Below are 20,904 nucleotides of genomic sequence, written 5' to 3'. Positions count from 1 at the left end.
CCGACAAGATCGTGCCGGTGGCAGGGTTCAACCGCCGAAGACCTGGGTCCAGTACGTGCCCGCCCGGCCGCCGCCGGCGAGGCCGATGCCGATGTGGGTGAAGTCGGGCTTGAGGATGTTGGCGCGGTGCCCGGGGCTGTTCATCCAGCCCTCCACCACGTCGGCCGGGGAACGCTGGCCGCAGGCTATGTTCTCCCCGACCGTGCGCCGCGTGGCGCCCGCGGCGGCGGCCCGGTCCCAGGGCTTGCCGCCGTCGGGATCGGTGTGGGAGTAGAAGTCGCGGGCGACCATGTCCGCGCTGTGCGCCTGCGCGGCGTGGGCCAGCCGGGCGTCGACGGCCAGCGCGGGCAGACCGGCCCCCGCCCGCTCCCGGTTGGTGAGGCCGACCACCTCGGCCGTCGTGCGGGCCAGGCCGTCCGGGGTGAACGGTAGGGCCCACAACGCGGTCCAGTACGTGTCGCCCGAGGGCCCGCCGGTGACCCACGCCCACCCGGCGTGCGTGAAGGCCGCGTCCTGCAGGGTGCGCCGGGTCCGCTCCGTGCGCAAGCAGTACGCGACGAACTCGGCGGGCGTGCGCGGACCGGAGACCAGGTGCTCGCCGACGGTGAGATAGGCGAACCCGGCGGAGACGACGCGCTGGTGTACGGAGACACCGTCCCGGGTCTCGACGCTCAGCGTGCCCGCGGCGGCCATGGTGGCGGCGTGCGCGCGGGCCGCGGAGGCCAGGCGCGGGTCGGCACGGACGGCGGGGGAACCGGCCTGTGCCCGGGCGGAGTTGACCAGACCGAGGAAGCCGTCGGGGTCGGCGGCAGGTGCGGAGGGGGCGGGGGACGCGGCCGTCCGCCGGCCGCCGGGCGACGGGGCGTCGTCGACCTCCACCCCGAAGTCGCGGGCGAGACCGGCGAGCCCGTCGGCGTACCCCTGTCCCAGAGCGCGCAGCTTCCATCCCTCACCGCGCCGGTACAACTCCGCGAGCAGCAGTACGGTCTCGTGCCCGGGGCGCGACGGAGTGAACCGGGCCAGGGCGCGCCCGCTCGCGTCGGTGACGTGGAGCGTGGGGGAGGGGAGTGCGCTCAGGGCCGTCCCGGGGTCCGACGCACTGACCGCCACCGTCACCCGGGTGGCACCGGGGCGCAGCCGCGCGGGCTCGACAGTGAGCGTGTCGCCCCGCAGTCGGGCGCCCGGCGCCGCCAACTGGTTGTAGAAGACGAAGTCGTCATCACCGCCCACCTTGCCACCGTCATCGGTGATGAGCGCCGTCACGTCGAAGCCGCCGGGCACCCGCACGCTCACGGGGCCGTCAGGCAGGGGGACATTGCCCCCGGGGACCAACTCGCTCATCGTGCCGCCTGTGTCCTCGTCCCACATTCCGGTCGGGGTGTCGGTGTCGGGTGAACGTCCACCGGACGACGGGAGTTCCCGGCGCGGGGCCGGCCCCCGGTGCTCAGCCGGCCGCGTCGTCGTTCACCTGATCCCGCCGCGACGTGCTGAGGGCGGCGTAGGGAAGACTGGGGACCATGGACGTGACCGCGACACAGGGAGGGACCCGCATGACGCGCCCGATCACGGCAGGGGTCGACGGTTCGGAGGAGAGCCTGGCCGCACTGGCCTGGGCCGCGAGGGAGGCGGTCCGCCGGGAAGCCCCGCTGCACGTCGTGCACGCCTGGCGTTTCCAGCCGCAGGACGCGGCCGGCCCGGGGGACCGGGACGCGCAGGAACGGTGGGTCCGGGACTCGGTCGCCGAGTCGGTCCGGACCGTCACCGAGCGGCACCCGGACCTCCCGGTGTCCACCGAGGTCCGCGAGGCCGACGACGCCGTCGCCGTACTGCTCGCCGCGGCGGGCGACGCCGGGACGCTGGTGCTCGGCTCGCGCGGCCACGGGGCGGTCGTCGGCTTCCTGCTCGGCTCGGTCGGCCAGCAGGTGATCGCCGAGGCGACCCGGCCCGTCGTCCTCGTACGGGCCGGGGAGGACGCCGCGGCCGAGGCCGCCGGACGCGAGGTCGTCGTGGGGCAGCAGGGGGAGCCGGAGGACAGCGCCGACGTGATCGGCTTCGCCTTCGAGGCGGCCGCCGCGCGCGGTGCCACCGTGCGGGCCGTCCGGGCCTGGGCCCTCCCGACGGTGTTCACCTACAGCCCGGGCTCGATGCGACTCGCCGACGAGGCCGGGGGCCTCGAGGCGTACGAGAGGAAGGCCCTCGGCGAGGCGCTCGGGCCGTGGCGCGAGCGGTTCCCCGACGTTCCCGTGATCGAGCACGTGGAGATGGGCAGCGCGGGGCAGGTGCTGCTGTCGGTGGCCGCGGACGCCCAGCTGATGGTCGTCGGCCGCCGTGCCCGCCGTACGGCCGTCGGCGCCCGGATCGGTTCGGTGGCGCACGGCGTACTGCACCACGCGGACTGCCCGGTGGCGGTGATCCCGCACGCGTGACGCCCGTACGCGCCATGCCCGTACGGCGACAGGCTCGTACGGCGACAGGCTCGCGGGCGTGCGCGTACGGGCCGGTGACTCAGTCGTCCGTCGGCTGCAGGGTCTCCCGGGCCCTGGGCAGGATGTTCGCGATGTAGTCCTCGACGGCCGTGTCCAGGCCGATGTCGTGCTGGGCCCGCTCGGACAGGTACCAGCGGTGCTCCAGCAGCTCGTGGTAGATCTCGGCCGGGTCCATCGCTCCGCGCAGCTCCACCGGCACCGCGCGCACGGTGGGCCGGAAGACCTCGCGCACCCAGCGGTGGGCGAGGACTTCCGGGCGGGCGCCGAGGGGGTCGTCCGGGGCGTAGTCGTCCTGGGTGGCCATCCAGCTCTCCAGGTCGTTCAGCAGCCGCCTGGCCTGGTTCTCCTCGGCGTCCAGGCCGGTCAGGCGCAGCAGCTGACGCTGGTGGTGGCCCGCGTCGACGACCTTGGGCACGAAGGTGACCGTGTCACCGTTGGAGGCGTGCTCGATCTGCATCTCGGCCACGTCGAAACCGAGGTCGTTGAGGCGCCGGATCCGGCGCTCGATGTAGTGGTACTTCCCCGCCGGGTAGACGGAGGTGCGGGTCAGCTCCTGCCACAGGCTCCGGTAGCGGGCGCAGATCTCGGTGCCGAAGTCGATCGGGTCGACGGAGGGGTGCAGCGCCCCCGACGCCTCCAGGTCGAGCAGCTCGCCGCTGATGTTCACCCGGGCGAGGTCGAGGTCGTAGTCGCGCTGCCCGTCGCTCAGCCGCGCGTGCAGTTCCCCGGTCTCGGCGTCGACCAGATAGGCGGCGTAGGCGCCCGCGTCCCGCCGGAAGAGCGTGTTGGACAGTGAGCAGTCGCCCCAGGCGAACCCGGACAGGTGCAGCCGGACCAGCAGTACGGCCAGGGCGTCCATCAGCCGGTGCATGGTCGCCGGGCGCAGCGTCGTCTCGAACATCGACCGGTACGGCATCGAGCCGCCGAGGTGCCGGGTGACGAGCACCGGTTCCAGCGCCTCCCCGGCGCGGTCGGTGCGGCCGGTGACCACGGCCAGCGCGTCCACGGCGGGGATGGCGAGCCGGTCCAGGTCGCGCAGCAGCTGGTACTCGCGCAGGGCGGGCCGTTCGGCCAGCTCCTTGACGGCTATCACCTCGTCCCCGGCCCGCGCGTAGCGGACGACGTGGCGGGAGATACCGCGGGGCAGTGGCACGAGGTACTCCTCGGGCCACTCCTCCAGCGGCGTCTGCCACGGCAGTTCGAGCAGGAGCGCGGGGTGCTCCGGATTGGTGGCACTGATCTGCAAGGCCATGCCCTGACTCTAGAACGCCCGTTCCCGGGCCTGTCGCGCGGCGTCCCTCACCCAGGTCAGTGGGGCGGCGGAAGCGACGGGTCAGGCGGATCCCGTGGGTCCGGTGGGTCCGGTGGGTCCGGTGGGTCCGGTGGGTCCTGCTCCAGCGGTTCCCGGGCAGACCGGGGCCGAGCGGCCGGGCGCATCCCGAACAGGACCCGTGTCACCGGCGTCCTGCGCACCCCGTACTCGTACACGACGAGGATCACGCCCAGCGAAGCGGCCACGATCACCGCGTACTTGACCGCCATCGGCGCGGACCATCCGACCACGCCGTACGCGAAGGCGACCACGACCGGCTGGTGCAGCACGTAGAGGGGCAACGCGGCGAGCGCCAGATACCGCAGCGTCGCGTCCCGTCGCGCGGTCGGGCCGCCCGTGCCGGGCCGCGGGCGCGCCGTCCGGTTCCGCGGCCGGTCCAGCAGACCGAGGATCGAGACCACCCAGCACCAGCCGGCCGCCCCGAACACCGCCCGGGTGAACAGCGCGAGCGGCGTCCATGCCGTGAACGGGTCGTCGCCGTCGACGAAGCCGGGCGCGGACCCGGCGAACAGCACCAGCCCGAGCAGCCCCACCGGTATCGCCGCGCGGCGCATCGCCTCCCGGATCCGCCCGTCGTCCGCGAGGGCGAAACCGCACAGGAAGAACAGCAGGTAGGCCCAGCGGTTCCAGCCCGCGTAGTCCTCCTCCATGCCCAGCAGCGCGTTGACGGCGGCGAGCGGCAGCGCGGGGAGCAGGAGCAGGGCCGGGTGGCGGCGCAGAGCGGGGGCAACGTGTCCGGCGCCGGCCGTCAGCCGGGCCGCGACCGGGACGAGCAGCAGGCAGAAGGCGAGCAGCAGGACGACGAACCACAGGTGCCCGGTCTCGAAGTGGTCCCCCTCCAGGACGAAGGGGAAGTCGGCGAGGTCCGGGCGGACGGTCAGGAAGCGCGGCCAGAACCGCCAGTACGACTCGTGGTGGCCCGGGTCGGCGGCGCGCAGGCGCAGCCACTGGGGGAGGGGGCACAGGACGGCCGTCCCGAAGACCAGGGGGACGCCGAGGCGGAGCAGGCGTTCCCGGGCGAAGCCGCCGGGCCCGCGGCGGCGGATCGAGTGCCGGGCGCCGAGACCGGCGACGAGGAACAGCATGGGCATGGCCCACACCACGCCGAACCCGGCGAGGACGGTGACGGCGTCCGTCGTCCGCGCGTTCTTGACGTAGAAGTCGTCGTCCGGTGAGAAGACGAGGGCGGTGTGGAAGAAGACCAGACCCAGCACGACGAGGGCGCGCAGCGCGTCCAGTTCGCCGCGCCGGCCGCCGGCCGCCCCTCGCCCCGTGTCCGCGCTCATCGGCCCTCCCGCCCGAGGTGCGCCCAGTGTGGGGCAGCGGACCGGGGGAGGACAGACTTCCGGTACGCCGGCGGGCCGGGGTGGTTCAGCGCACGCCGTGCGGGCGGAACTGGACGCTGATGCGGGGCCCGGCGGCCCGGGTGCTCTTGGGGACGCAGTGCTCCCACGTCCGCTGACAGGAGCCGCCCATCACGATCAGGTCCCCGTGGCCCAGCGGGCGGCGCACCGTGTCACCGCCTCCGCCCGCCGGGCGCAGCAGCAGGTCCCGGGGTGCCCCGACCGACAGGATGGCGACCATCGTGTCCTGGCGCGCACCCCGCCCGATCCGGTCACCGTGCCAGGCGACACTGTCCCGGCCGTCGCGGTAGTGGCACAGCCCGGCAGTGGTGAAGGGCTCGCCCAGCTCCTCGGCGTAGTGCGCGGACAGCGCGTCGCGGGCCTCGGCCAGCAGCGGGTGCGGCAGCGTGTCGCCCGCTCCGTAGAAGGCGAGCAGCCGGGGTACGTCGACCACCTGGTCGTACATGGCACGCCGCTCCGCGCGCCACGGGACCTCGGCGGCCAGCCGCTCGAACAGCGCGTCGGCGCCGGTCAGCCACCCGGGAAGCAGGTCGATCCAGGCACCCGAGCCGAGGTGCGTGCGGCGCAGCCCGTCGAGCGGGCCGAGCAGGACCTCGTCCGTCTGGTCGAAGAGCGAGCCCTGGAGGTGCGTGGTCATGGGTCCAGCGTAAACCCTGATTCGAATGGATGTTCTATCGGTGTGTTCTGTCTGTGTTTTCTGTCCGTGCCCCGTTCCCGGCACCCCTTCCGATACACCGCTGTATCGGATACGTTCCCGGATCGAACACAGGGAGGACCGGACATGGCGGTGAAGGCGACGACCGGGCGGGTGACCAGGCGGCGGGCGCGCACCCGCGCGAACCTCCTGGAGGCGGCGTTCACGGTGTTCGCCGAGAAGGGGTTCGGCCGGGTGTCGATCGAGGAGGTCTGCGAGGCGGCCGGTTACAGCCGGGGCGCCTTCTACTCGAACTTCGACAGCCTCGACGAGCTGTTCTTCGCCCTCTACCGCGAACGGGCCGACCTGATCACGGAGCAGGTGTCCGGCGCCCTCGCGCTGGACGGTCCGGACCTGGACGTGCCCGCCGCCGCGGACCGGGTCACCGAAGTGCTGCTCCTGGACCGGGACTGGCTCCTGGTGAAGACGGACTTCCTGGTGCACGCCGCCCGCGATCCGGCCGTGGCACGGACACTGCTGGAGCACCGGGCGCGCCTGCGGCAGGCGATCGCCGAACGTCTCGCCCGGGCCCGCGGGCACACCACTGTTCCCGCCGTCCTGGGCGACGCGGACGGCGCGGCGCACGCCGTGGTCGCCGCGTACGACGGAGTCACCACCCAGCTGCTCCTGGACCGGGACGTCGAGCACGCGCGTGCCTGGCTGGGACAGCTGCTCACCGCACTGCTCACCGAGGGCGGCGACACCCCCTGACCCCCCAGCCCCTCGTCCCTCAACGCTTCGAACCCCTCGAACCCTTCGAGCCCCTCAACCCCTCGAAATCCCCCATGACACGGAACAGGAAGGGACGGTCGCCATGGATGCCGACGTCATCGTGGTCGGAGCGGGCCTGGCCGGGCTGGTCGCGGCCCACGAACTGACCAGCCGGGGCAGGAGGGTGGCCCTCGTCGACCAGGAGAACGCCGCCAACCTCGGCGGTCAGGCCTTCTGGTCCTTCGGCGGCCTCTTCCTCGTCGACTCGCCGGAACAGCGGCGCCTCGGCGTCAAGGACTCCTTCGAACTCGCCTGGAACGACTGGCAGGGCAGCGCGGGCTTCGACCGGACCGAGGACGAGGACTCCTGGGCGGTGCGCTGGGCCCGGGCGTACGTCGAGTGGGCGGCGGGGGAGAAGCGGTCCTGGCTCACCGGGCACGGCATCACCTTCCTGCCCACCGTCGGCTGGGCCGAGCGCGGCGACCTCACGGCCGGCGGGCACGGCAACTCCGTGCCCCGCTTCCACATCGCCTGGGGCACCGGCACGGGCGTAGTCGAGCCGTTCGTGCGGTACGCCAGGCAGGCCGTGCGCGACGGGCTGCTCACCTTCCACCACCGTCACCGCGTCGACCACCTGGTCGTCGAGGACGGCACCGCGCGCGGTGTGCGCGGCACCGTACTGGCCGAGGACCACTCACCCCGCGGAGTCGCCTCCAACCGCGAGGCGATCGGCGAGTTCCGACTCACCGCCCAGGCCGTGATCGTCACCTCCGGAGGCATCGGCGCCGACCACGACGTCGTCCGCCGCCACTGGCCCGAGCGCCTCGGCACCCCGCCCGCCGAGATGGTCACCGGCGTCCCCGCCTACGTCGACGGGCGGATGCTCGACATCAGCGCCGAGGCGGGTGCACGCCTGGTCAACCGCGACCGGATGTGGCACTACACCGAGGGCGTGCGCAACTGGGACCCCATCTGGCCCGGCCACGGCATCCGCATCCTGCCCGGACCTTCCTCGCTGTGGTTCGACGCCCTCGGCCGCCGCCTCCCCGGGCCCTGCCTGCCCGGCTACGACACCCTCGGCACCCTCCGGCACCTGCGCACGGCCGAGGACCTCGCCGGCCACGACCACTCCTGGTTCATCCTCACCCAGAAGATCATCGAGAAGGAGTTCGCGCTCTCCGGCTCCGAGCAGAACCCCGACATCACCGCGAAGGACCGCGCCGGATTCCTGCGCGAACGCGTCCTCGGCAAGGGTGCGCCGGGGCCGGTGGACGCCTTCCTGCGCAGGGGAGCCGACTTCGTGTCCGCGCCGAACCTGGAGCAACTCGTCGACAGGATGAACGGGCTGACCGACAAACCGCTCCTGGACGCCGCCCTGATCCGCCGCCAGATAGAGGCCCGCGACCTCCAGATGGCCAACCCCTACGCCAAGGACGCCCAGGTCCAGGGCATCCGCAACGCCCGCCGCTACATCGGCGACCGTCTCGGCCGGGTCGCCGCGCCGCATCGCGTACTCGACCCGGCGGCGGGCCCGCTGATCGGTGTCAAACTGCACATCCTCACGCGCAAGACGCTCGGTGGCATCCAGACCGACCTCGACTCCCGCGCCCTGGGCGCCGACGGCACGCCCGTCGAGGGCCTCTACGCGGCCGGTGAGGTGGCCGGCTTCGGCGGCGGCGGGGTGCACGGCTACAACGCGCTGGAGGGCACCTTCCTCGGCGGCTGTCTGTTCTCCGGGCGGGCGGCGGGCCGGGCGGCGGCACGGCAGACGTCCTGAGCGAGGCGACCGCTTCGCCGGCGGCTCCGTCCCCCCATGCGGCGGCTCCGTCTCCTCACGTCTCGTCGAGGAGGCGGAGCAGCACGGCGGCATGGCTCTGCTCGGGCGACTTGGACGCGGTCAGCAGCGTCACGTCCCCCTTGCGCGCCAGCTCCCGTACGTGGTCGAGGAGCTCCGCCGCGTCCGGGGCGGCCAGCTCGGCCTCGTACCGCTGCGCGAACTCCTCGTAGGAGCCCTCGCCCGCGTGGTACCAGCGGCGCAACTCGGCCGACGGCGTGAGGCTCTTGGGCCACTCGTCCACGTGCGCCGCGTCCTTCGCCACGCCGCGCGGCCACAGCCGGTCCACCAGGACGCGCACGCCGTCGTCGGGTCCGGGCGGGTCGTAGACGCGGTGCACACGGACGTTCATGGCTGTTCCTTTCTCTCCGGGCCGGTACCCGTGGGGGCGACCGCGCCGCCCCGGCCACCGAGGCCGAGGCGCCGCACCGGGGTCAGCCGGACCTCCGGCGCACGGCCTCACGCCGCTTGAGCGCACGGCGCTCCAGCTCCCCGGTCCCTCCCCAGACGCCGAGGGTCTGCCCCGTGTCGAGCGCCCATCGCAGACACTGCTCCTGGACCGGACAGCGCCGGCAGACCGCCTTCGCCTGCTCGGTCTGCAAAGCGGCCGGGCCGGTGGTGCCGATCGGGAAGAACAGGTCGGGGTCCTCCGTGCGGCATGCGGCGTGCTCTCGCCAGTCGTCCATCAAAGTCACCTGCGATCGGTATCGTTCGCTTCCTCGTGAATGCCTTGCTCCCTTGCGGGTGACCTGTCGACAGCGGAGTGAAACCGGCGCGGGGCCTCGCGTCCGTACCGTCGCGCCTACCTCCGCAGCGTCTCCCGTGCCGCCGTCACCACCGTGTCGGCCACCGTCGCGAGCGCCGGGGAGTCGAGTTTCCACTGCTGCCAGTACAGCGGGACGTCCACCGCCAGATCCGGGGCGAAGTCGACGATCCGGCCGGTGCGCAGCAGCGGCTCCGCCTGGGGCTCGGGCACCATGCCCCAGCCCAGACCGGCGGCGACCGCCTCGACGAAGCCCTCCGAGGTCGGCATGTAGTGCCGCGCCGTACTCGCGCCGCCGTGCCCCAGCCGCCGCGCGAAGCCGTCCTGGAAGTCGTCGCGCCGGTCGAAGACCACCACCGGAGCCCCGGCGAGCACCTCGCGCAGCGGCCCGCCCAGATGCCGTGCGGCGAACTCCGGGGCGGCGCACGGGAGATACCGCATCCGGCCGAGGTACCGGACGGAGCAGCCGGGGACGGGATCGGGCGACGAGGTCACCGCGGCCATCACCACGCCCTCCCGCAGCAGGGCCGCCGTGTGGTCCTCGTCCTCACGGCGCAGCTCGAAGCAGAGCCGGGGTTCTCGAGGCACCCGCGTGAGGGCGCCGAGGAACCATGTCGCGAGCGAGTCGGCGTTGACGGCCACCGAGACCCGGGTCGGCTCCCCGGCACCGCTCAGCCCCAGCTCGGCGTACGCGTCCCGCTCCAGCCGGGCCACCTGGCGGGCGAGGCGCACGAGCACCGCGCCGGAATCCGTCGGCCGCACCGGTTTGGTGCGCAGCAGCAGCACCCGGCCGGTGCGCTGCTCCAGGGCCTTCACCCGCTGGCTGACCGCGGACGGCGTCACGTGCAGTGCCGCGGCGGCCGCGTCGAAAGTGCCCTCGTCCACCACGGCCAGCAGGGTGCGGACCTGGTCGAGCGGAAGGTCCGCGAAAGCCGCCGTGGTCGTGCCCGTCCTCTCCGTCATCACGAGCGCTAATGATACGTAAGAATCTTTAGCTGTACGTCCTGTGATCGTCCGCTTAGCGTCGAGGGCATGACCAACGCACTCACCGCCGCGGCCGCCGGCTTCGGCACCGGCCTCTCGCTCATCGTCGCCATCGGTGCCCAGAACGCCTTCGTCCTGCGCCAGGGGATCCGCCGTGACGCGGTCCTCGCCGTGGTCGGCATCTGCGCGCTCTCCGACGCCCTGCTCATCGCCCTCGGGGTCGGCGGGGTCGGCGCGGTGGTGGTGGCCTGGCCGGGCGCGCTGACCGCGGTCGGCTGGATCGGCGGAGGCTTCCTGCTCTGCTACGGCGCCCTGGCCGCCCGGCGGGTGTTCCGGCCGACCGGTGCGCTGCGGGCGGACGGCGACGCCGCGGGCTCGCGCCGCCGGGCGGTCCTCACCTGCCTGGCACTGACCTGGCTCAACCCGCACGTCTACCTCGACACGGTGTTCCTGCTGGGCTCGGTCGCCGCCGACCGGGGCCCGCTGCGCTGGACCTTCGGCCTGGGTGCCGTGGCCGCCAGCCTGTGCTGGTTCGCCGCGCTCGGCTTCGGCGCCCGCTACCTCGGCCGGTTCCTGGCCCGGCCCGCGGCCTGGCGGGTGCTCGACGGACTGGTCGCCGTCACCATGATCGTCCTCGGCGTCACCCTCGTCGCCGGAGCCTGAACCGGGCCGCCGTCGGCCCAGCCGGCCCACCGGGCCGGGGCCCCGGCCGCGTCGCGCTGCCGGCGCCGCGCCGCTACGGTGCGTGACGCCGCCTCACAGGGAGGCGCGTCCGTGCAGCGCGTAGTGCTCCATGAGCCGGCCCCTCGTCGTCTCCAGCCGGTGCGCGAGGATCTCGGCGACCGACCGCACCAGCACGATGCCCAGCTGCGGATCCTCGTCGCACAGGGCGAGCACCGAGGCCGCCTCGAACTCGTAGGCGCGCACCTGGCTGAAGGCCTCGGCGCCGAAGTCCCACTCGTAGGGCGGGAACAGCCAGGACCAGCCGAGCAGATCGCCCGCGCCGAGGCTGGCGACCGTGACCCGCTGCAGGGGCGTGACCTGCTGGGTCAGGGAGACCGCGCCGGAACGGACGACCCAGAACCGGTCGGCCCTGCCGCCCGCCTCGAAGATCCGGGCGTCCTCCGGGAAGGAGACCTCCCGGGCGAGTGCCGTCAGCCGCTCGCGCTGGGGCAGCGGAAGGGCGGTCAGCAGTTTGATCGCTTTGGTCATGGCACGGGGCTCCTCGCCGGCGATTCGGTTCCGGGGCTTTCCCTATGCCCATTTCAGTCGCTTCGAGCGCCCTGAGCACCTCGGCGGACGGCAGATCCCGTACGGATTCCGTGCCGGATCCGGGGACGGCCGCGCCAGGGTATGAAAAAGCCCTGGCTGGACGGGGGAAGCCAGCCAGGGCCGTAAGCGGTGACGTACGAAGGACACTCCGGTCGACCCCGTCGCCACGTATGCGTGAACGCTAAACCATCTTTGGTTTTTCCGCGAAGCGGGAACCGGGGCACGTGACCTGTTTCACTGGCCCGAGCCGCCACTGCCCCCGCCCGGGGCCTCACCCGCCGTCCTCCGCGACGACCCTGATCGTCTCCAGTCGCGGATCGCTCGGGTCCGGCAGGTACATCCCGGCGTCCAGACCGCTGCGCAGATACCGCAGGACGGGTTCGGCCAGCCGCTCGCCGGGCAGGACGGCCGGGATGCCGGGCGGGTACGGCGTGATCATCTCCGCCGCGACGCGCCCGGCGGCCCGGTCGAGCGGCACGTCCTGGGTGGGCCCGAAGAACGCGTCCCGGACCAGACCCACCTGCGGCATCCGCAGCTCGGACGGCGACGGCACCTCGACGCGCGGGGCGGGGGAAAGGCCGGGGGCGGCGTGCGCGAGGTCCTTGAGCGCGGCGAGCAGCTCGCCGGCGGTCTCCCGGTCGTCGCCGTGGGTGATCTGCGCGCCGATGCGGCGGTGGTCCGTGATGTGCGCGATCACGCCCCGGTGTTCGCGCAGCCAGTCCGCCGCCTGGAAACCCGAGACGCCGAGCCCGTCGAGGTCGATGACGACGGGCAGCGGATCGAACCCGTGGGCCAGTCCCGGGCCGCAGAAGTCGTCCCGGTCGTTGACGTGCATGCCGTCGATCTCCTCGACGGCCGCGCGGACGTCGGCCGCCAGCTCCAGGGCCCCGCCCATCAGCTCGCGGCCGCGCAGCGCCATCTGGCGGCGCCAGCCGTCCAGCCCGGCGAAGATCAGCGCCGAGGGACTGGTGGTGCCCAGCAGGTCCGCCCGCATGCCGAGCAGCTTCGGCGGGACCAGGTCACCGCGCAGATGGAACACGGAGCCCTGCTCCAGGCCGCTGCCCATCTTGTGGATGCTGGTCACGCAGATGTCGGCGCCCGCGTCCATCGCCCAGGACGGCAGACCGGGATGGAAGGGCAGGTGCGCGCCCCAGGCCTCGTCGACGATCAGCGGTGCCGAGCGGCGGTGGCAGACCTCGGCGACGGCCCGCAGGTCGGCGCTCGCGCCGTACGGTGTCGGGCTGGTGACCAGGGCGCCCTTGGCGTCGGGATGGGCGGCGAACGCCTTCTCGAACTCCTCGGCGGACGGCGGATGGGCCAGGTGGCGCTCCGCGTCCCAGCGCGGCTCGACCCAGACCGGCTCGATCCCGGACAGGATCAGCCCGGAGACGACGGACTTGTGGGCGTCCCGGCCGATCAGCAGCTTCTCGTGCGGCCCCGCGACCGCCAGCATCGCCGCCTTCACCGACAGAGAGGACCCGCACGTCGAGAAGAACGTATGGTCGGCGTGCACGGCATCGGCCATCAGCTCCTGGGCGCGCTGCAGCACCCGCCCCCGGGTGAGCCGGTCGTCGAGCCCACCCGTCGCGAGCACGTCCCCGTAGAAGACGGCGTCGCCCAGCACGTCCCGTACCTCCGGGTCGGCCCCGCGGGCCTGTTTGTGCCCCGGCGGCGTGAACGACAGCCGCCCCTCGCGGCGGTAGTCGACGAGGGCTTCCAGAACGGGTGCTCGGGTGTGGTCGGCCGTCATGCGGATCCGGTTTCCCGTCCGGTCCCCGGTCAATCCGCTCCGCGGCTCGTCACCGGGCGTGCCGTCCCGGGGTCAGCACCTCGTCCAGCACCCGCAGGACGGCCTCGTACGCCATCGTCCGTACGGCGGCGTCCCGGGAGCCCTCCGGGTCGGTCGGCCGCAGCTCCTCCCTTCGCGCCCGCCAGGTCCGCTCCTGTTCCACCGCGCAGGCCCTCGCGCGGTGCATGCGGCGCAGCAGTTCGTCCGAGTCCACAACATCCGTCATGTACTCCGCGTACCCCCGCAGAGCCCCCGGATGGCCGCTGGGCCGAACGGAGGGCCGGAGGTTTGGGGGTACGGGCAGAGGTCAGCCGATCGACAGGGCCGTACGGCGCGCGGACGGCGCGCGGGGCCGGCCGGATCCGGCCCATCTCACCGACCAGGGAGCAGACGGATGTGTGACAGGCACACGACCGAACCCGTCGTCGAGCAGCACGGCGCTCACCGGCACCGGCCGTACCGGCCGTGCAAACCGGCCGAGGCGCGCAGGACGGTCGAACGCGTCGTCACCGAGTGCAGCGGCACCGACGGCAGCACGTCCTGCGACGCGGGCGCCCTGTCGGACGCCGTGCTCGTCGCCTCGGAACTCACCACCAACGCGATCCTGCACGGCGGTGGCATCACCGACTTCCGGGCCGACGTCGTCGGGCCCGGTCTGAGGCTGTCGGTGTGCGACCGCAGCCGCGACCTTCCGGTGGCCGTGCCGTCCACCGATCCCCAGGGACGCCGCCGCGTCGGCGGCCGGGGCTGGCCGATCGTCTGCCGGCTGGCACGTGACGTACGGGTGGCAGACCTTCCCTCGGGAGGCAAGTGCATCACCGTGGTCGTTCCGCTGTCCTGAGTACTTTTCGAAAAGCGGAGTTTGTTCCCCCGGGGCAGGGGCAGTCGCAAGTTCGTGCTTCGGACCGGAGGCGCAGCAGCGGGAGCGGTATGGCTGCTTCGGCCCTCCGGGTGGTGACCCGGACAGTGCCGTTCCCGCGGAAAGTCCCCTGAGACCACCGTTCAGGAGCGAACGCGCATGCTCATCGAAACACCCACCGTCCGTCCCGGAACCATCGAGTCCACCAACGCCTCCGCCGCTCCCGCCCGTCGCCGGCACGACGACGCGCCCGACACCATGGCCCTCTTCGGCCGGCTGACGGGGCTGGCGGACGGGCCCGAGCGCGACGCCGTCCGCGACGAACTCGTCACGGCCTGGCTGCCCATGGCCCACCGGATCGCCGGGCGGTTCCGGGACCGCGGCGAGTCCATCGAAGACCTCCGCCAGGTCGCGGCGCTCGGCCTGGTGAAGGCCATCGACCGCTTCGACCCGGAGCGGGGAGCCTTCGAGAGCTACGCCGTGCCCACCATCACCGGCGAGGTCAAGCGCCACTTCCGGGACCGCATGTGGGCCCTCCGGGTGCCCCGCCGGGTCCAGGAACTGCGCAACAAGGTGCGGGTGGCGCGCCGCGAACTCACCCAGAGCCCGGGCAGCCCCGAACCCACGGTGGCCGCCGTCGCCGCCCACACCGGTCTGACCGAGGACGAGGTCAGCGCCGGCATGGAGGCGCTGGAGAGCTTCAGCACCCTCTCGCTGGACGCCGAACTGTCGGCCGGCGACGACGGCTACAGCCTCGCGGACACCCTGGGCGCCGCGGACGCCTCGTACGACACCGTGATCGACCGCGAGTCCGCCAAGGAGGGACTGCGCAGGCTGCCCGAACGCGAGCGCGCCATCCTCTACATGCGCTTCTTCGAGGACATGACGCAAAGCCGTATAGCCGACCGCCTGGGCATCTCGCAGATGCACGTCTCGCGGCTCATCAGCCGCAGCTGCGCCCGCGTGCGCGACGAGGCGATGGGGCAGCGGGCGGGCCGCCGGGGCACCGGCCGGCCGGTGCGCCGCTGACCGGCCGACGAACAGGGAGGGAACGAGACGAATGCTGATGCCTCACCCCGTGGTGCTGCGCGGACTCGTCGACGCGTACGAGGCGGCAGCGGTGCGCGAGCCCGCCGACGAGACGGGCGGACCGGGCCCCCGGACGCGGGACCTGGCGTACACGCTGTGCGTGTCGACCGGCACACGTGATGTGGCAGGGGCCCTGGAGGCCGCCCGCCGCTGGCTCGCGGCCGGTACGGTCCCGGCCCCGCCGCCCGTCGCCGAGTCCGCAGGCGTGGCGGACTGACCCACGGCGGACAGGGAGCGTGTGGTGGCGTGACTGCCCGTATGCCGCGAGACGGCGTACGGGCAGTCGCGCGTCGTCGTCATGAGGACCGGTACGCGCCGCCGCGGTCCGGCGCCGGGACGCGCACGGCAGCCCGGCGCGGTGGCGACCGCGCCGGGTCCCGGCGTCCAGCCCGGCGGGCCCGGGGACCCGGGCGCCCGCGCGCCGGGCGCGGACGGGCCCCACCGCGGACGCCGGGGGACCACGGAACCCGCTGCCCGTCCCCCGGGGCGGGACCTTCGCCGCCTGGTGTGTGCCGACGATGCCGGGGCATCCGGAGTCCGGGAGGGGAGGTCCACATGAACGCACAGGGCAACGCACAGGGCATGGCACGCGCCGGCCGCAACCGGGCCCGGCGGGCGGCGAACGGGTCGACCGCCGAGACAGCGGCACGGGCCGGGCTCACCGCTCGCGGTGTGATCTACCTGCTGGTCGGCATCCTGGCCCTGCAGATCGCCTTCGGCACCGGAGAGCGGCAGGCGGACCGGGGCGGCGCCCTGGCCGAGCTGTCGGACAAGCCGTTCGGCGCCGTCCTGCTGTGGGCGCTGGGCCTCGGGCTCGTCGGCATGGCGCTGTGGCGGCTCTCCGAGGCGCTGTTCGGCGTCACGGGGAAGGACGGCCGCACGGCCAGGAAGCGCCTGCCGGCCGCCGCCCGCTGTGTGTTCTACGCGTTCGTCGCCTACTCCGTACTGGCCTTCGCGGCCGGTACCGGGGGCAGCGGCTCCAGCGACCGGCAGTCCCGGGACGTCACGGCCAGAGTGATGGAGATGCCCGGCGGGCGGTGGCTGGTGGGCGTGGCCGGCATCGCGATCGTCGTCGCCGGAGTGGTGATCGGCGTGCAGGCACTGCGCCGCGGCTATCACAAGAAACTGAAGCTCGGTGCCCTGAGCCCCCGGGCCCGGCGGCTGGTCGACGTCACCGGCGTCGGCGGCGGGACGGCCCGCGGCGTCGTCTTCGCCGCGGCGGGCGCCTTCGCCGTGCGGGCCGCCGTCGACTACGAACCCGACAGGGCGAAGGGGCTCGACGACACCCTCCGCTCCTTCGCCGACACCCCGCTCGGCCCCTGGCTCCTGGTCTGCGTCGCCGCGGGTCTGGTGCTCTTCGGTGTCTTCTCCTTCGCCCTCGCACGCTGGCGCCGCGTCTGAGCCGCGCCGCACGGGGAACCCGGGTCGAATGAACGAACACGAGATTCCTCCGCCGGACGGACGTCCCGTGGACGTCTACCTCGACCTCCTGCGCATCCGCATGGAGACCGACGACTACCAGCTGCTGCTCAGCGTGGTGGAACCCGTCCTCCAGGCGATCGACGAGCACCAGATGCCCACCATCGACTTCTCCCTGGACGGGGACAACGCCGAGGCGCTGCCCCAGGAGATCAGGGACGAGGCCGCCCTGGTCATAGCCACCGCGGTCACGGGCCGGCTGGACAACGAGGTCGTCGAGATCAGGACCGACGAGACCGGCCCGGTCCGGGTCGTCACCGACGCGGTCACCGCCTCCGATCCCGAACGCCTCGGCGAGATAGCCGACTACCTCAAGGAACGCCACCGGCAGAACGAGGAACTGCGCGGCATCGCCGAGGCGAGCGGTCTGCCCAGCGACTTCTGACCGTCACCGGCCCGGACCGCCACGCCGCCGACCGTCACGCCGCAGCCCTTCAACCGCCGCCGACCGTCACCGCGCCGGCGTCCTGACCGGCACCGCCAGCGGCCGGGCGAGGCCCACCACCGCCTCGTCCAGGCGCTCCAGGTGTCGCAGTACCCGGCTGGTGATACGGCCGTAGCGCGGCACCCCGGCGGCGTCCGGTTCCAGCAGCGAGGCGATGCTCGGTCCGGTCTCGACCTCGGTCCGAGCGTCCTCGTCGGCGACGTGCGCGGCGATCGCCTCGATGTTGCGCACCGTACGCCGCACCGCCCCGCGCAGCCGCGGGTCGGCCGCGATCGAGGGGTGGGTGGGCAGCAGCTCGGCCGTCGCGGCGAGGGACCGCGCGTGGTAGGCGCAGGTCTCCAGCAGCGCCACCACGTACTGGGCGGTGTCGCGCCGGGCCCGCAGCGGCGTGATCGGATGGGTCAGCGGCTGGGTGGCGGCCCGCAGATCCCCCAGCGCCTGGTCCAGTTCCCGCGCCGTGTCCAGCAGATCGGCCGCCGCCCCGCCACTGAGCTGGTCGACGGCGCCCTCGGTGACGTCGGTGAGCCGTTCCAGCACCGTGCCGAGCAGTTCGTTCGTACGGCGGTCGGTCCGTATCGGCAGCACCAGCGCCGCCGCGACGATCCCGCAGGCCGCGCCGAGTGCCGTCTCCTCCAGGCGCAGCAGCAGCACGGACAGGCTGTAGGTGTGCAGCAGGGTGTACAGCAGCCCCAGCATCGCGGTGACGAAGAACGACATCAGCGTGTACGACAGCGGTGCCGTGTAGAACATCGCGAAGATGAACAGCAGCACCAGTCCGAACGCAATCCAGGTGTGGCCGCCCACCACGCCCGCCAGCACGATGCCGGCCACCACGCCGAGCATCGTGCCGAGCACGCGGCGGTAGCCCTTGACGAGGATCTCGCCGGTGGAGGCCGTGTTCAGGAAGACGATCCAGCACGCGAGCACCGCCCAGTACCAGCGCTCGGCGGACAGGAACTCCCCGCCCAGGATGGCCAGCGACGACCCGACCGCCACCTGCACCGCGGCGCGCGTCGTGGGCCGGCGAAGCCCGGTCGGCTCCTCCTTCTCAGAGGTCTCCTCACCGGCGTCGATGGCGGCGTCCTCGGCGTCCAGTTCCTCCCGGGAACGGGTCGTCGCGGGCGTGTCGTCCGACTCGTCCTGCGGCCCGTCCAGGGCGATCCTGAGGCCCATCACCGCGCGCGCCGTCTCACCCAGGCCGCGGAACACGTCCTGCACCGCCGGTGTCGCCTCGGGCAGGTTCTCCTCGTCGCGGTAGCCGAGGAGCCGGTTGCGCAGATGCGAGAGCGCGGTCCCGCGCGCCTCGGAGGGCGGCCGCAGCACCAGCGTGCGCAGCGCCCCGAGATCGCGGCGCAGGAGCTCCGTCGCCTCGCCGGGCGCCGGTGAACTGCCCACCGAGGGGGCGGGCGCGCCGGGCAGGTGCAGGGTCAGCGTGTCCGCCCGCTCGGCGCTGCGCGCGGTCAGCAGCAGCAGGCCCAGCCGCTCGGCGGCGATCTCGGCGTCCGCGATGCGCCGCTGCACCAGGCGGGCCGTGGACTCGTCCGGAGTGCCCTCCTCCAGCCGGGACTGGATCATCAGAGCCGTCTCGTGCAGGCGTGCGGTGCCGTCGCGCAGGTGCTCGAGCGTCTTCTCGATGCCGTCCGGGCCGGCGTCCAGCAGTTCGGTCTGCGTGGCGATCAGCTGGGCCAGCCGGGCGCGGAAGGCCTGCCGCAGCCGCTGGAGCACGCCCGCCGGTGTCTCCGGTACCACCGCGAAGCGGACCACCGCGCTGCACACGAACGCCACCGCGATGGCTCCCAGCAGCTCCGGCAGCACCGACACCTGCGCGCCGACGAACAGGGAGACGAAGTAGACCTGGAAGCCGATCAGCCCGAGCGCGGTGCCCCGGTCGCCGAACCGGCGGACGAAGACGGCACAGAAGATCAGGACGACGAAGAAGGCGTCACCGATGACGACTCGCGAGGTGAGCAGCGAGCTGACCGACACCGACGCCAGGGCGACGGGCAGCCCCAGTGCCAGGGTGACGGCCTGCGCGCCCAGCTCCTTCTCCCGGATGGCGAACGTGGCGACCATCGCCGTCATGGCGCCCGCCACCAGATGGGTGACGTCCGCACCGAACACGGCGAGCACCGCCAGCGCCAGCGCGATGGCGCCCACCGTCCGCAGCCCCGCCGTCAACCGCAGCAGCCCGGGGTCGGACGCGGCGACGCGGTCCCGCAGCCGTGTCCGCGCCGAGCGCCCCGCTGCCTTCACGCCGCCGTACACTCTCCCGATTCACGCCTGGTTCACGACCGGTCCCCGGCCGGTTCGCGCCGAGATCCACTTCTCAGCATGTCATGCCGCGAACCGGCCGGGGCCGCGGGGTCACAGCTCCGCCCGGCCCGCCTCCTTGACCCGCTCCCGCACCTGCTCCGGCGTCAGATAGGCGTCGGTGTACTCGAAGTCCTTCAGCTTGGCGGGCTTGCGGGCCTGGAAACCGGTGCGTACGAAATCGTCGCCGGCGACCGCGTTGAGCGTCCAGTTGGCCGCCACCCGGGCCTTGGCCACACCCGTGCGCAGCGCCGACCAGTGGTAGCCGCGGGCCACGGCCTGGGCGGGCAGGCCCTTCAGCTCGACGCCCAGCGGCTTGGAGACCGCGTCCTTGCCGCCGAGGTCGACGACGAGCCCCAGGTCCTTGTGGACGTACGGCCGCATCGGCTGGTTGCGCAGGGTGGCGATGAGGTTCTCGGCGACGTGCCGGCCCTGCCGCATGGCGTGCTGGGCGGTGGGCGGGCAGACGGCGCCCTCCTGGCCCTTGGCGAGGTCCGGCACGGCGGCACAGTCGCCGAGTGCGAACACCCCGTCGTGGTTCGGCAGGCACATCTCGGCGGTGACCGCGAGCCGCCCCTTGACCGTCTCCGCGCCGAGCGTGGCCATGAGCGGGCTCGCCACCACCCCGGCGGTCCAGATCAGCGTGCGGGTGGGCACCACCCGGCCGTCCGTGAAGGTGACCTCCTCGGGTCCGGCCTTGTCGATGGACACGCCCAGGGAGATCTCGATGCCGCGCCGCGTCAGCACCTCCTGCGCGTCGCGTCCGAGCTTCTCGCCCAGCTCGGGCATCAGCTTCGGGGCGATGTCGATCAGATGCCACTTGATCAGACTCGGGTCGAGCCGGTTGTAGCGCTTGACGGCCGCGTGCGTCAGCCGCTGCAGACAGGCCGCGGTCTCGGTGCCCGCGTAACCGCCGCCGACCACCACGAACTGCAGCCGGGAGGCGCGCTCCGCCGGGTCCTGACTGGCGTCGGCGAGGTCCAGCTGCGAGATGACGTGGTCACGGATGTACGCGGCCTCCGCCAGCGTCTTCATGCCGAACGCGTTGTCGGTGAGCCCCGGGATGTCGAAGGTGCGGGTGACGCTGCCGGGGGCCAGCACGATGTAGTCGTACGGCTCGTTGACGATCTGGTCGGTGATGGTGCGCACCACGCAGACCTTCGCCTGGAGGTCCACGCCGATGGCGCCGCCCGGGATGATCCGGGTCCGGTACTTGCTGCTGCGGCGCAGGGAGAGCGCGATCGACTGGGGCGTGAGCACCCCGGAGGCGACCTGGGGCAGCAGCGGCAGGTAGAGCTGATAGGAGAACGGCGTCACCAGGGTGACGTCCGCCTCGTTCGGGGAGAGCCTCCGCTCCAGACGACGGACGCACTCCACGCCGGCGAAACCTGCGCCGACCACCAGGATCCTGGGTCGTGTCACGGTGTTCATCCCTTTCTGCGGCTCCAGGCGGTCTGCCGCGAACGCCATTCGCCTGCCCCTGGATCGCTGC

21 protein-coding genes are annotated in these 20,904 nt (G+C 73.2%); 9 read left to right on the top strand and 12 right to left on the bottom strand.

Going from position 1 to position 20,904, the window contains the following annotated elements; all coding sequences use genetic code 11:
• Positions 1-27: 27 nt before the first annotated feature.
• On the bottom strand, positions 28-1,341 hold the full coding sequence (locus ACP4J0_RS28750) for a CAP domain-containing protein (RefSeq protein ID WP_426601637.1): 1,314 nt from the start codon (positions 1,339-1,341) through the stop codon (positions 28-30).
• A gap of 209 nt (positions 1,342-1,550) precedes the next feature.
• Here ACP4J0_RS28750 and ACP4J0_RS28745 point away from each other — a divergent pair, with 209 nt between their 5' ends.
• The gene (locus ACP4J0_RS28745; RefSeq protein WP_426601636.1) at positions 1,551-2,426 is read left to right on the top strand and encodes a universal stress protein; all 876 of its coding nucleotides are present in this window, start codon (positions 1,551-1,553) and stop codon (positions 2,424-2,426) included.
• A 79-nt stretch (positions 2,427-2,505) separates the two neighbouring features.
• On the opposite strand, the gene ACP4J0_RS28740 is transcribed toward ACP4J0_RS28745, so the two are convergent.
• The 3 genes from ACP4J0_RS28740 to ACP4J0_RS28730 all read right to left on the bottom strand — a co-directional run bounded on the left by ACP4J0_RS28740 (position 2,506) and on the right by ACP4J0_RS28730 (position 5,820).
• A complete protein-coding gene (locus ACP4J0_RS28740; RefSeq protein ID WP_426601635.1) occupies positions 2,506-3,738 on the bottom strand; it encodes a DUF4032 domain-containing protein in 1,233 nt (410 codons plus the stop codon).
• Positions 3,739-3,794: 56 nt separating this feature from the next.
• On the bottom strand, positions 3,795-5,105 hold the full coding sequence (locus ACP4J0_RS28735; RefSeq protein WP_426601634.1) for an acyltransferase family protein: 1,311 nt from the start codon (positions 5,103-5,105) through the stop codon (positions 3,795-3,797).
• A gap of 85 nt (positions 5,106-5,190) precedes the next feature.
• A complete protein-coding gene (locus ACP4J0_RS28730) occupies positions 5,191-5,820 on the bottom strand; it encodes an alpha-ketoglutarate-dependent dioxygenase AlkB (protein ID WP_426601633.1) in 630 nt (209 codons plus the stop codon).
• A gap of 144 nt (positions 5,821-5,964) precedes the next feature.
• On the opposite strand from ACP4J0_RS28730, the gene ACP4J0_RS28725 reads away from it, so the two are divergent.
• Together ACP4J0_RS28725 and ACP4J0_RS28720 are read left to right on the top strand one after the other, a co-directional pair.
• Positions 5,965-6,588, top strand: coding sequence for a TetR/AcrR family transcriptional regulator (locus ACP4J0_RS28725; protein ID WP_426601632.1), 624 nt, complete (start codon positions 5,965-5,967; stop codon positions 6,586-6,588).
• 103 nt (positions 6,589-6,691) lie between these two features.
• Positions 6,692-8,365 (top strand): FAD-binding dehydrogenase, encoded by a 1,674-nt coding sequence (locus ACP4J0_RS28720; RefSeq protein WP_426601631.1) that lies wholly within the window; start codon positions 6,692-6,694, stop codon positions 8,363-8,365.
• A 55-nt stretch (positions 8,366-8,420) separates the two neighbouring features.
• On the opposite strand, the gene ACP4J0_RS28715 is transcribed toward ACP4J0_RS28720, so the two are convergent.
• The 3 genes from ACP4J0_RS28715 to ACP4J0_RS28705 all read right to left on the bottom strand — a co-directional run bounded on the left by ACP4J0_RS28715 (position 8,421) and on the right by ACP4J0_RS28705 (position 10,148).
• Positions 8,421-8,774, bottom strand: a complete 354-nt coding sequence (locus tag ACP4J0_RS28715) for a DUF488 domain-containing protein (RefSeq protein ID WP_426601630.1) — start codon at positions 8,772-8,774, stop codon at positions 8,421-8,423.
• Positions 8,775-8,856: 82 nt separating this feature from the next.
• Positions 8,857-9,108 carry a WhiB family transcriptional regulator gene (locus ACP4J0_RS28710; protein ID WP_426601629.1) on the bottom strand — a complete coding sequence of 84 codons (252 nt, stop codon included), beginning with the start codon at positions 9,106-9,108 and terminating at the stop codon, positions 8,857-8,859.
• A 116-nt stretch (positions 9,109-9,224) separates the two neighbouring features.
• Positions 9,225-10,148, bottom strand: a complete 924-nt coding sequence (locus tag ACP4J0_RS28705) for a LysR family transcriptional regulator ArgP (protein WP_426601675.1) — start codon at positions 10,146-10,148, stop codon at positions 9,225-9,227.
• A gap of 69 nt (positions 10,149-10,217) precedes the next feature.
• On the opposite strand from ACP4J0_RS28705, the gene ACP4J0_RS28700 reads away from it, so the two are divergent.
• Entirely contained in the window at positions 10,218-10,832 is a 615-nt protein-coding gene (locus tag ACP4J0_RS28700) for a LysE/ArgO family amino acid transporter (protein ID WP_426601628.1), read from the top strand.
• Positions 10,833-10,925: 93 nt separating this feature from the next.
• Here the strand turns inward: ACP4J0_RS28700 and ACP4J0_RS28695 are convergent, their stop codons facing one another.
• The 3 genes from ACP4J0_RS28695 to ACP4J0_RS28685 form a co-directional block, all read right to left on the bottom strand.
• Positions 10,926-11,381: a cyclic nucleotide-binding domain-containing protein gene (locus ACP4J0_RS28695; RefSeq protein WP_426601627.1), complete on the bottom strand. Its 456-nt coding sequence runs from the start codon at positions 11,379-11,381 to the stop codon at positions 10,926-10,928.
• A gap of 331 nt (positions 11,382-11,712) precedes the next feature.
• Positions 11,713-13,191: an aminotransferase class I/II-fold pyridoxal phosphate-dependent enzyme gene (locus ACP4J0_RS28690; RefSeq protein WP_426601626.1), complete on the bottom strand. Its 1,479-nt coding sequence runs from the start codon at positions 13,189-13,191 to the stop codon at positions 11,713-11,715.
• A 49-nt stretch (positions 13,192-13,240) separates the two neighbouring features.
• Complete coding sequence (locus tag ACP4J0_RS28685) at positions 13,241-13,456, bottom strand: hypothetical protein (RefSeq protein WP_426601625.1); 216 nt, start codon at positions 13,454-13,456, stop codon at positions 13,241-13,243.
• A 168-nt stretch (positions 13,457-13,624) separates the two neighbouring features.
• On the opposite strand from ACP4J0_RS28685, the gene ACP4J0_RS28680 reads away from it, so the two are divergent.
• The 5 genes from ACP4J0_RS28680 (at position 13,625) to ACP4J0_RS28660 (ending at position 17,042) form a co-directional block, all read left to right on the top strand.
• Positions 13,625-14,071, top strand: coding sequence for an ATP-binding protein (locus ACP4J0_RS28680; protein ID WP_426601624.1), 447 nt, complete (start codon positions 13,625-13,627; stop codon positions 14,069-14,071).
• Positions 14,072-14,248: 177 nt separating this feature from the next.
• Positions 14,249-15,118, top strand: coding sequence for a SigB/SigF/SigG family RNA polymerase sigma factor (locus ACP4J0_RS28675; protein ID WP_426601623.1), 870 nt, complete (start codon positions 14,249-14,251; stop codon positions 15,116-15,118).
• Positions 15,119-15,149: 31 nt separating this feature from the next.
• Positions 15,150-15,395, top strand: a complete 246-nt coding sequence (locus ACP4J0_RS28670) for a DUF5133 domain-containing protein (protein ID WP_426601622.1) — start codon at positions 15,150-15,152, stop codon at positions 15,393-15,395.
• 338 nt (positions 15,396-15,733) lie between these two features.
• Complete coding sequence (locus ACP4J0_RS28665) at positions 15,734-16,579, top strand: DUF1206 domain-containing protein (RefSeq protein ID WP_426601621.1); 846 nt, start codon at positions 15,734-15,736, stop codon at positions 16,577-16,579.
• A gap of 28 nt (positions 16,580-16,607) precedes the next feature.
• Positions 16,608-17,042, top strand: a complete 435-nt coding sequence (locus ACP4J0_RS28660; protein ID WP_426557757.1) for a hypothetical protein — start codon at positions 16,608-16,610, stop codon at positions 17,040-17,042.
• 66 nt (positions 17,043-17,108) lie between these two features.
• Here the strand turns inward: ACP4J0_RS28660 and ACP4J0_RS28655 are convergent, their stop codons facing one another.
• Both ACP4J0_RS28655 and ACP4J0_RS28650 read right to left on the bottom strand, forming a co-directional pair.
• Positions 17,109-19,355 (bottom strand): FUSC family protein, encoded by a 2,247-nt coding sequence (locus ACP4J0_RS28655; RefSeq protein ID WP_426601620.1) that lies wholly within the window; start codon positions 19,353-19,355, stop codon positions 17,109-17,111.
• Positions 19,356-19,466: 111 nt separating this feature from the next.
• Complete coding sequence (locus ACP4J0_RS28650) at positions 19,467-20,843, bottom strand: NAD(P)/FAD-dependent oxidoreductase (protein ID WP_426601619.1); 1,377 nt, start codon at positions 20,841-20,843, stop codon at positions 19,467-19,469.
• Between the last annotated feature and the right edge of the window lie 61 nt (positions 20,844-20,904).

Origin of the sequence: Streptomyces sp. WG7 (assembly GCF_049975785.1) — a bacterium.
Taxonomy (GTDB): Bacteria; Actinomycetota; Actinomycetes; order Streptomycetales; family Streptomycetaceae; genus Streptomyces.
The sequence above is the reverse complement of the archived record's forward strand: the minus strand, read 5'-3'. Positions and strand labels throughout refer to the sequence as shown.

Coding starts and splice junctions, on each gene's coding strand:
- ACP4J0_RS28665 (WP_426601621.1), top strand. CDS start 15,734: ATGAACGCACAGGGCAACGCACAGGGCATGGCACGCGCCGGCCGCAAC.
- ACP4J0_RS28690 (WP_426601626.1), bottom strand. CDS start 13,191: ATGACGGCCGACCACACCCGAGCACCCGTTCTGGAAGCCCTCGTCGAC.
- ACP4J0_RS28735 (WP_426601634.1), bottom strand. CDS start 5,105: ATGAGCGCGGACACGGGGCGAGGGGCGGCCGGCGGCCGGCGCGGCGAA.
- ACP4J0_RS28725 (WP_426601632.1), top strand. CDS start 5,965: ATGGCGGTGAAGGCGACGACCGGGCGGGTGACCAGGCGGCGGGCGCGC.
- ACP4J0_RS28695 (WP_426601627.1), bottom strand. CDS start 11,381: ATGACCAAAGCGATCAAACTGCTGACCGCCCTTCCGCTGCCCCAGCGC.
- ACP4J0_RS28730 (WP_426601633.1), bottom strand. CDS start 5,820: ATGACCACGCACCTCCAGGGCTCGCTCTTCGACCAGACGGACGAGGTC.
- ACP4J0_RS28750 (WP_426601637.1), bottom strand. CDS start 1,341: ATGAGCGAGTTGGTCCCCGGGGGCAATGTCCCCCTGCCTGACGGCCCC.
- ACP4J0_RS28675 (WP_426601623.1), top strand. CDS start 14,249: ATGCTCATCGAAACACCCACCGTCCGTCCCGGAACCATCGAGTCCACC.
- ACP4J0_RS28740 (WP_426601635.1), bottom strand. CDS start 3,738: ATGGCCTTGCAGATCAGTGCCACCAATCCGGAGCACCCCGCGCTCCTG.
- ACP4J0_RS28700 (WP_426601628.1), top strand. CDS start 10,218: ATGACCAACGCACTCACCGCCGCGGCCGCCGGCTTCGGCACCGGCCTC.
- ACP4J0_RS28650 (WP_426601619.1), bottom strand. CDS start 20,843: ATGAACACCGTGACACGACCCAGGATCCTGGTGGTCGGCGCAGGTTTC.
- ACP4J0_RS28685 (WP_426601625.1), bottom strand. CDS start 13,456: ATGACGGATGTTGTGGACTCGGACGAACTGCTGCGCCGCATGCACCGC.
- ACP4J0_RS28670 (WP_426601622.1), top strand. CDS start 15,150: ATGCTGATGCCTCACCCCGTGGTGCTGCGCGGACTCGTCGACGCGTAC.
- ACP4J0_RS28705 (WP_426601675.1), bottom strand. CDS start 10,148: ATGACGGAGAGGACGGGCACGACCACGGCGGCTTTCGCGGACCTTCCG.
- ACP4J0_RS28710 (WP_426601629.1), bottom strand. CDS start 9,108: ATGGACGACTGGCGAGAGCACGCCGCATGCCGCACGGAGGACCCCGAC.
- ACP4J0_RS28680 (WP_426601624.1), top strand. CDS start 13,625: ATGTGTGACAGGCACACGACCGAACCCGTCGTCGAGCAGCACGGCGCT.
- ACP4J0_RS28715 (WP_426601630.1), bottom strand. CDS start 8,774: ATGAACGTCCGTGTGCACCGCGTCTACGACCCGCCCGGACCCGACGAC.
- ACP4J0_RS28660 (WP_426557757.1), top strand. CDS start 16,608: ATGAACGAACACGAGATTCCTCCGCCGGACGGACGTCCCGTGGACGTC.
- ACP4J0_RS28720 (WP_426601631.1), top strand. CDS start 6,692: ATGGATGCCGACGTCATCGTGGTCGGAGCGGGCCTGGCCGGGCTGGTC.
- ACP4J0_RS28745 (WP_426601636.1), top strand. CDS start 1,551: ATGACGCGCCCGATCACGGCAGGGGTCGACGGTTCGGAGGAGAGCCTG.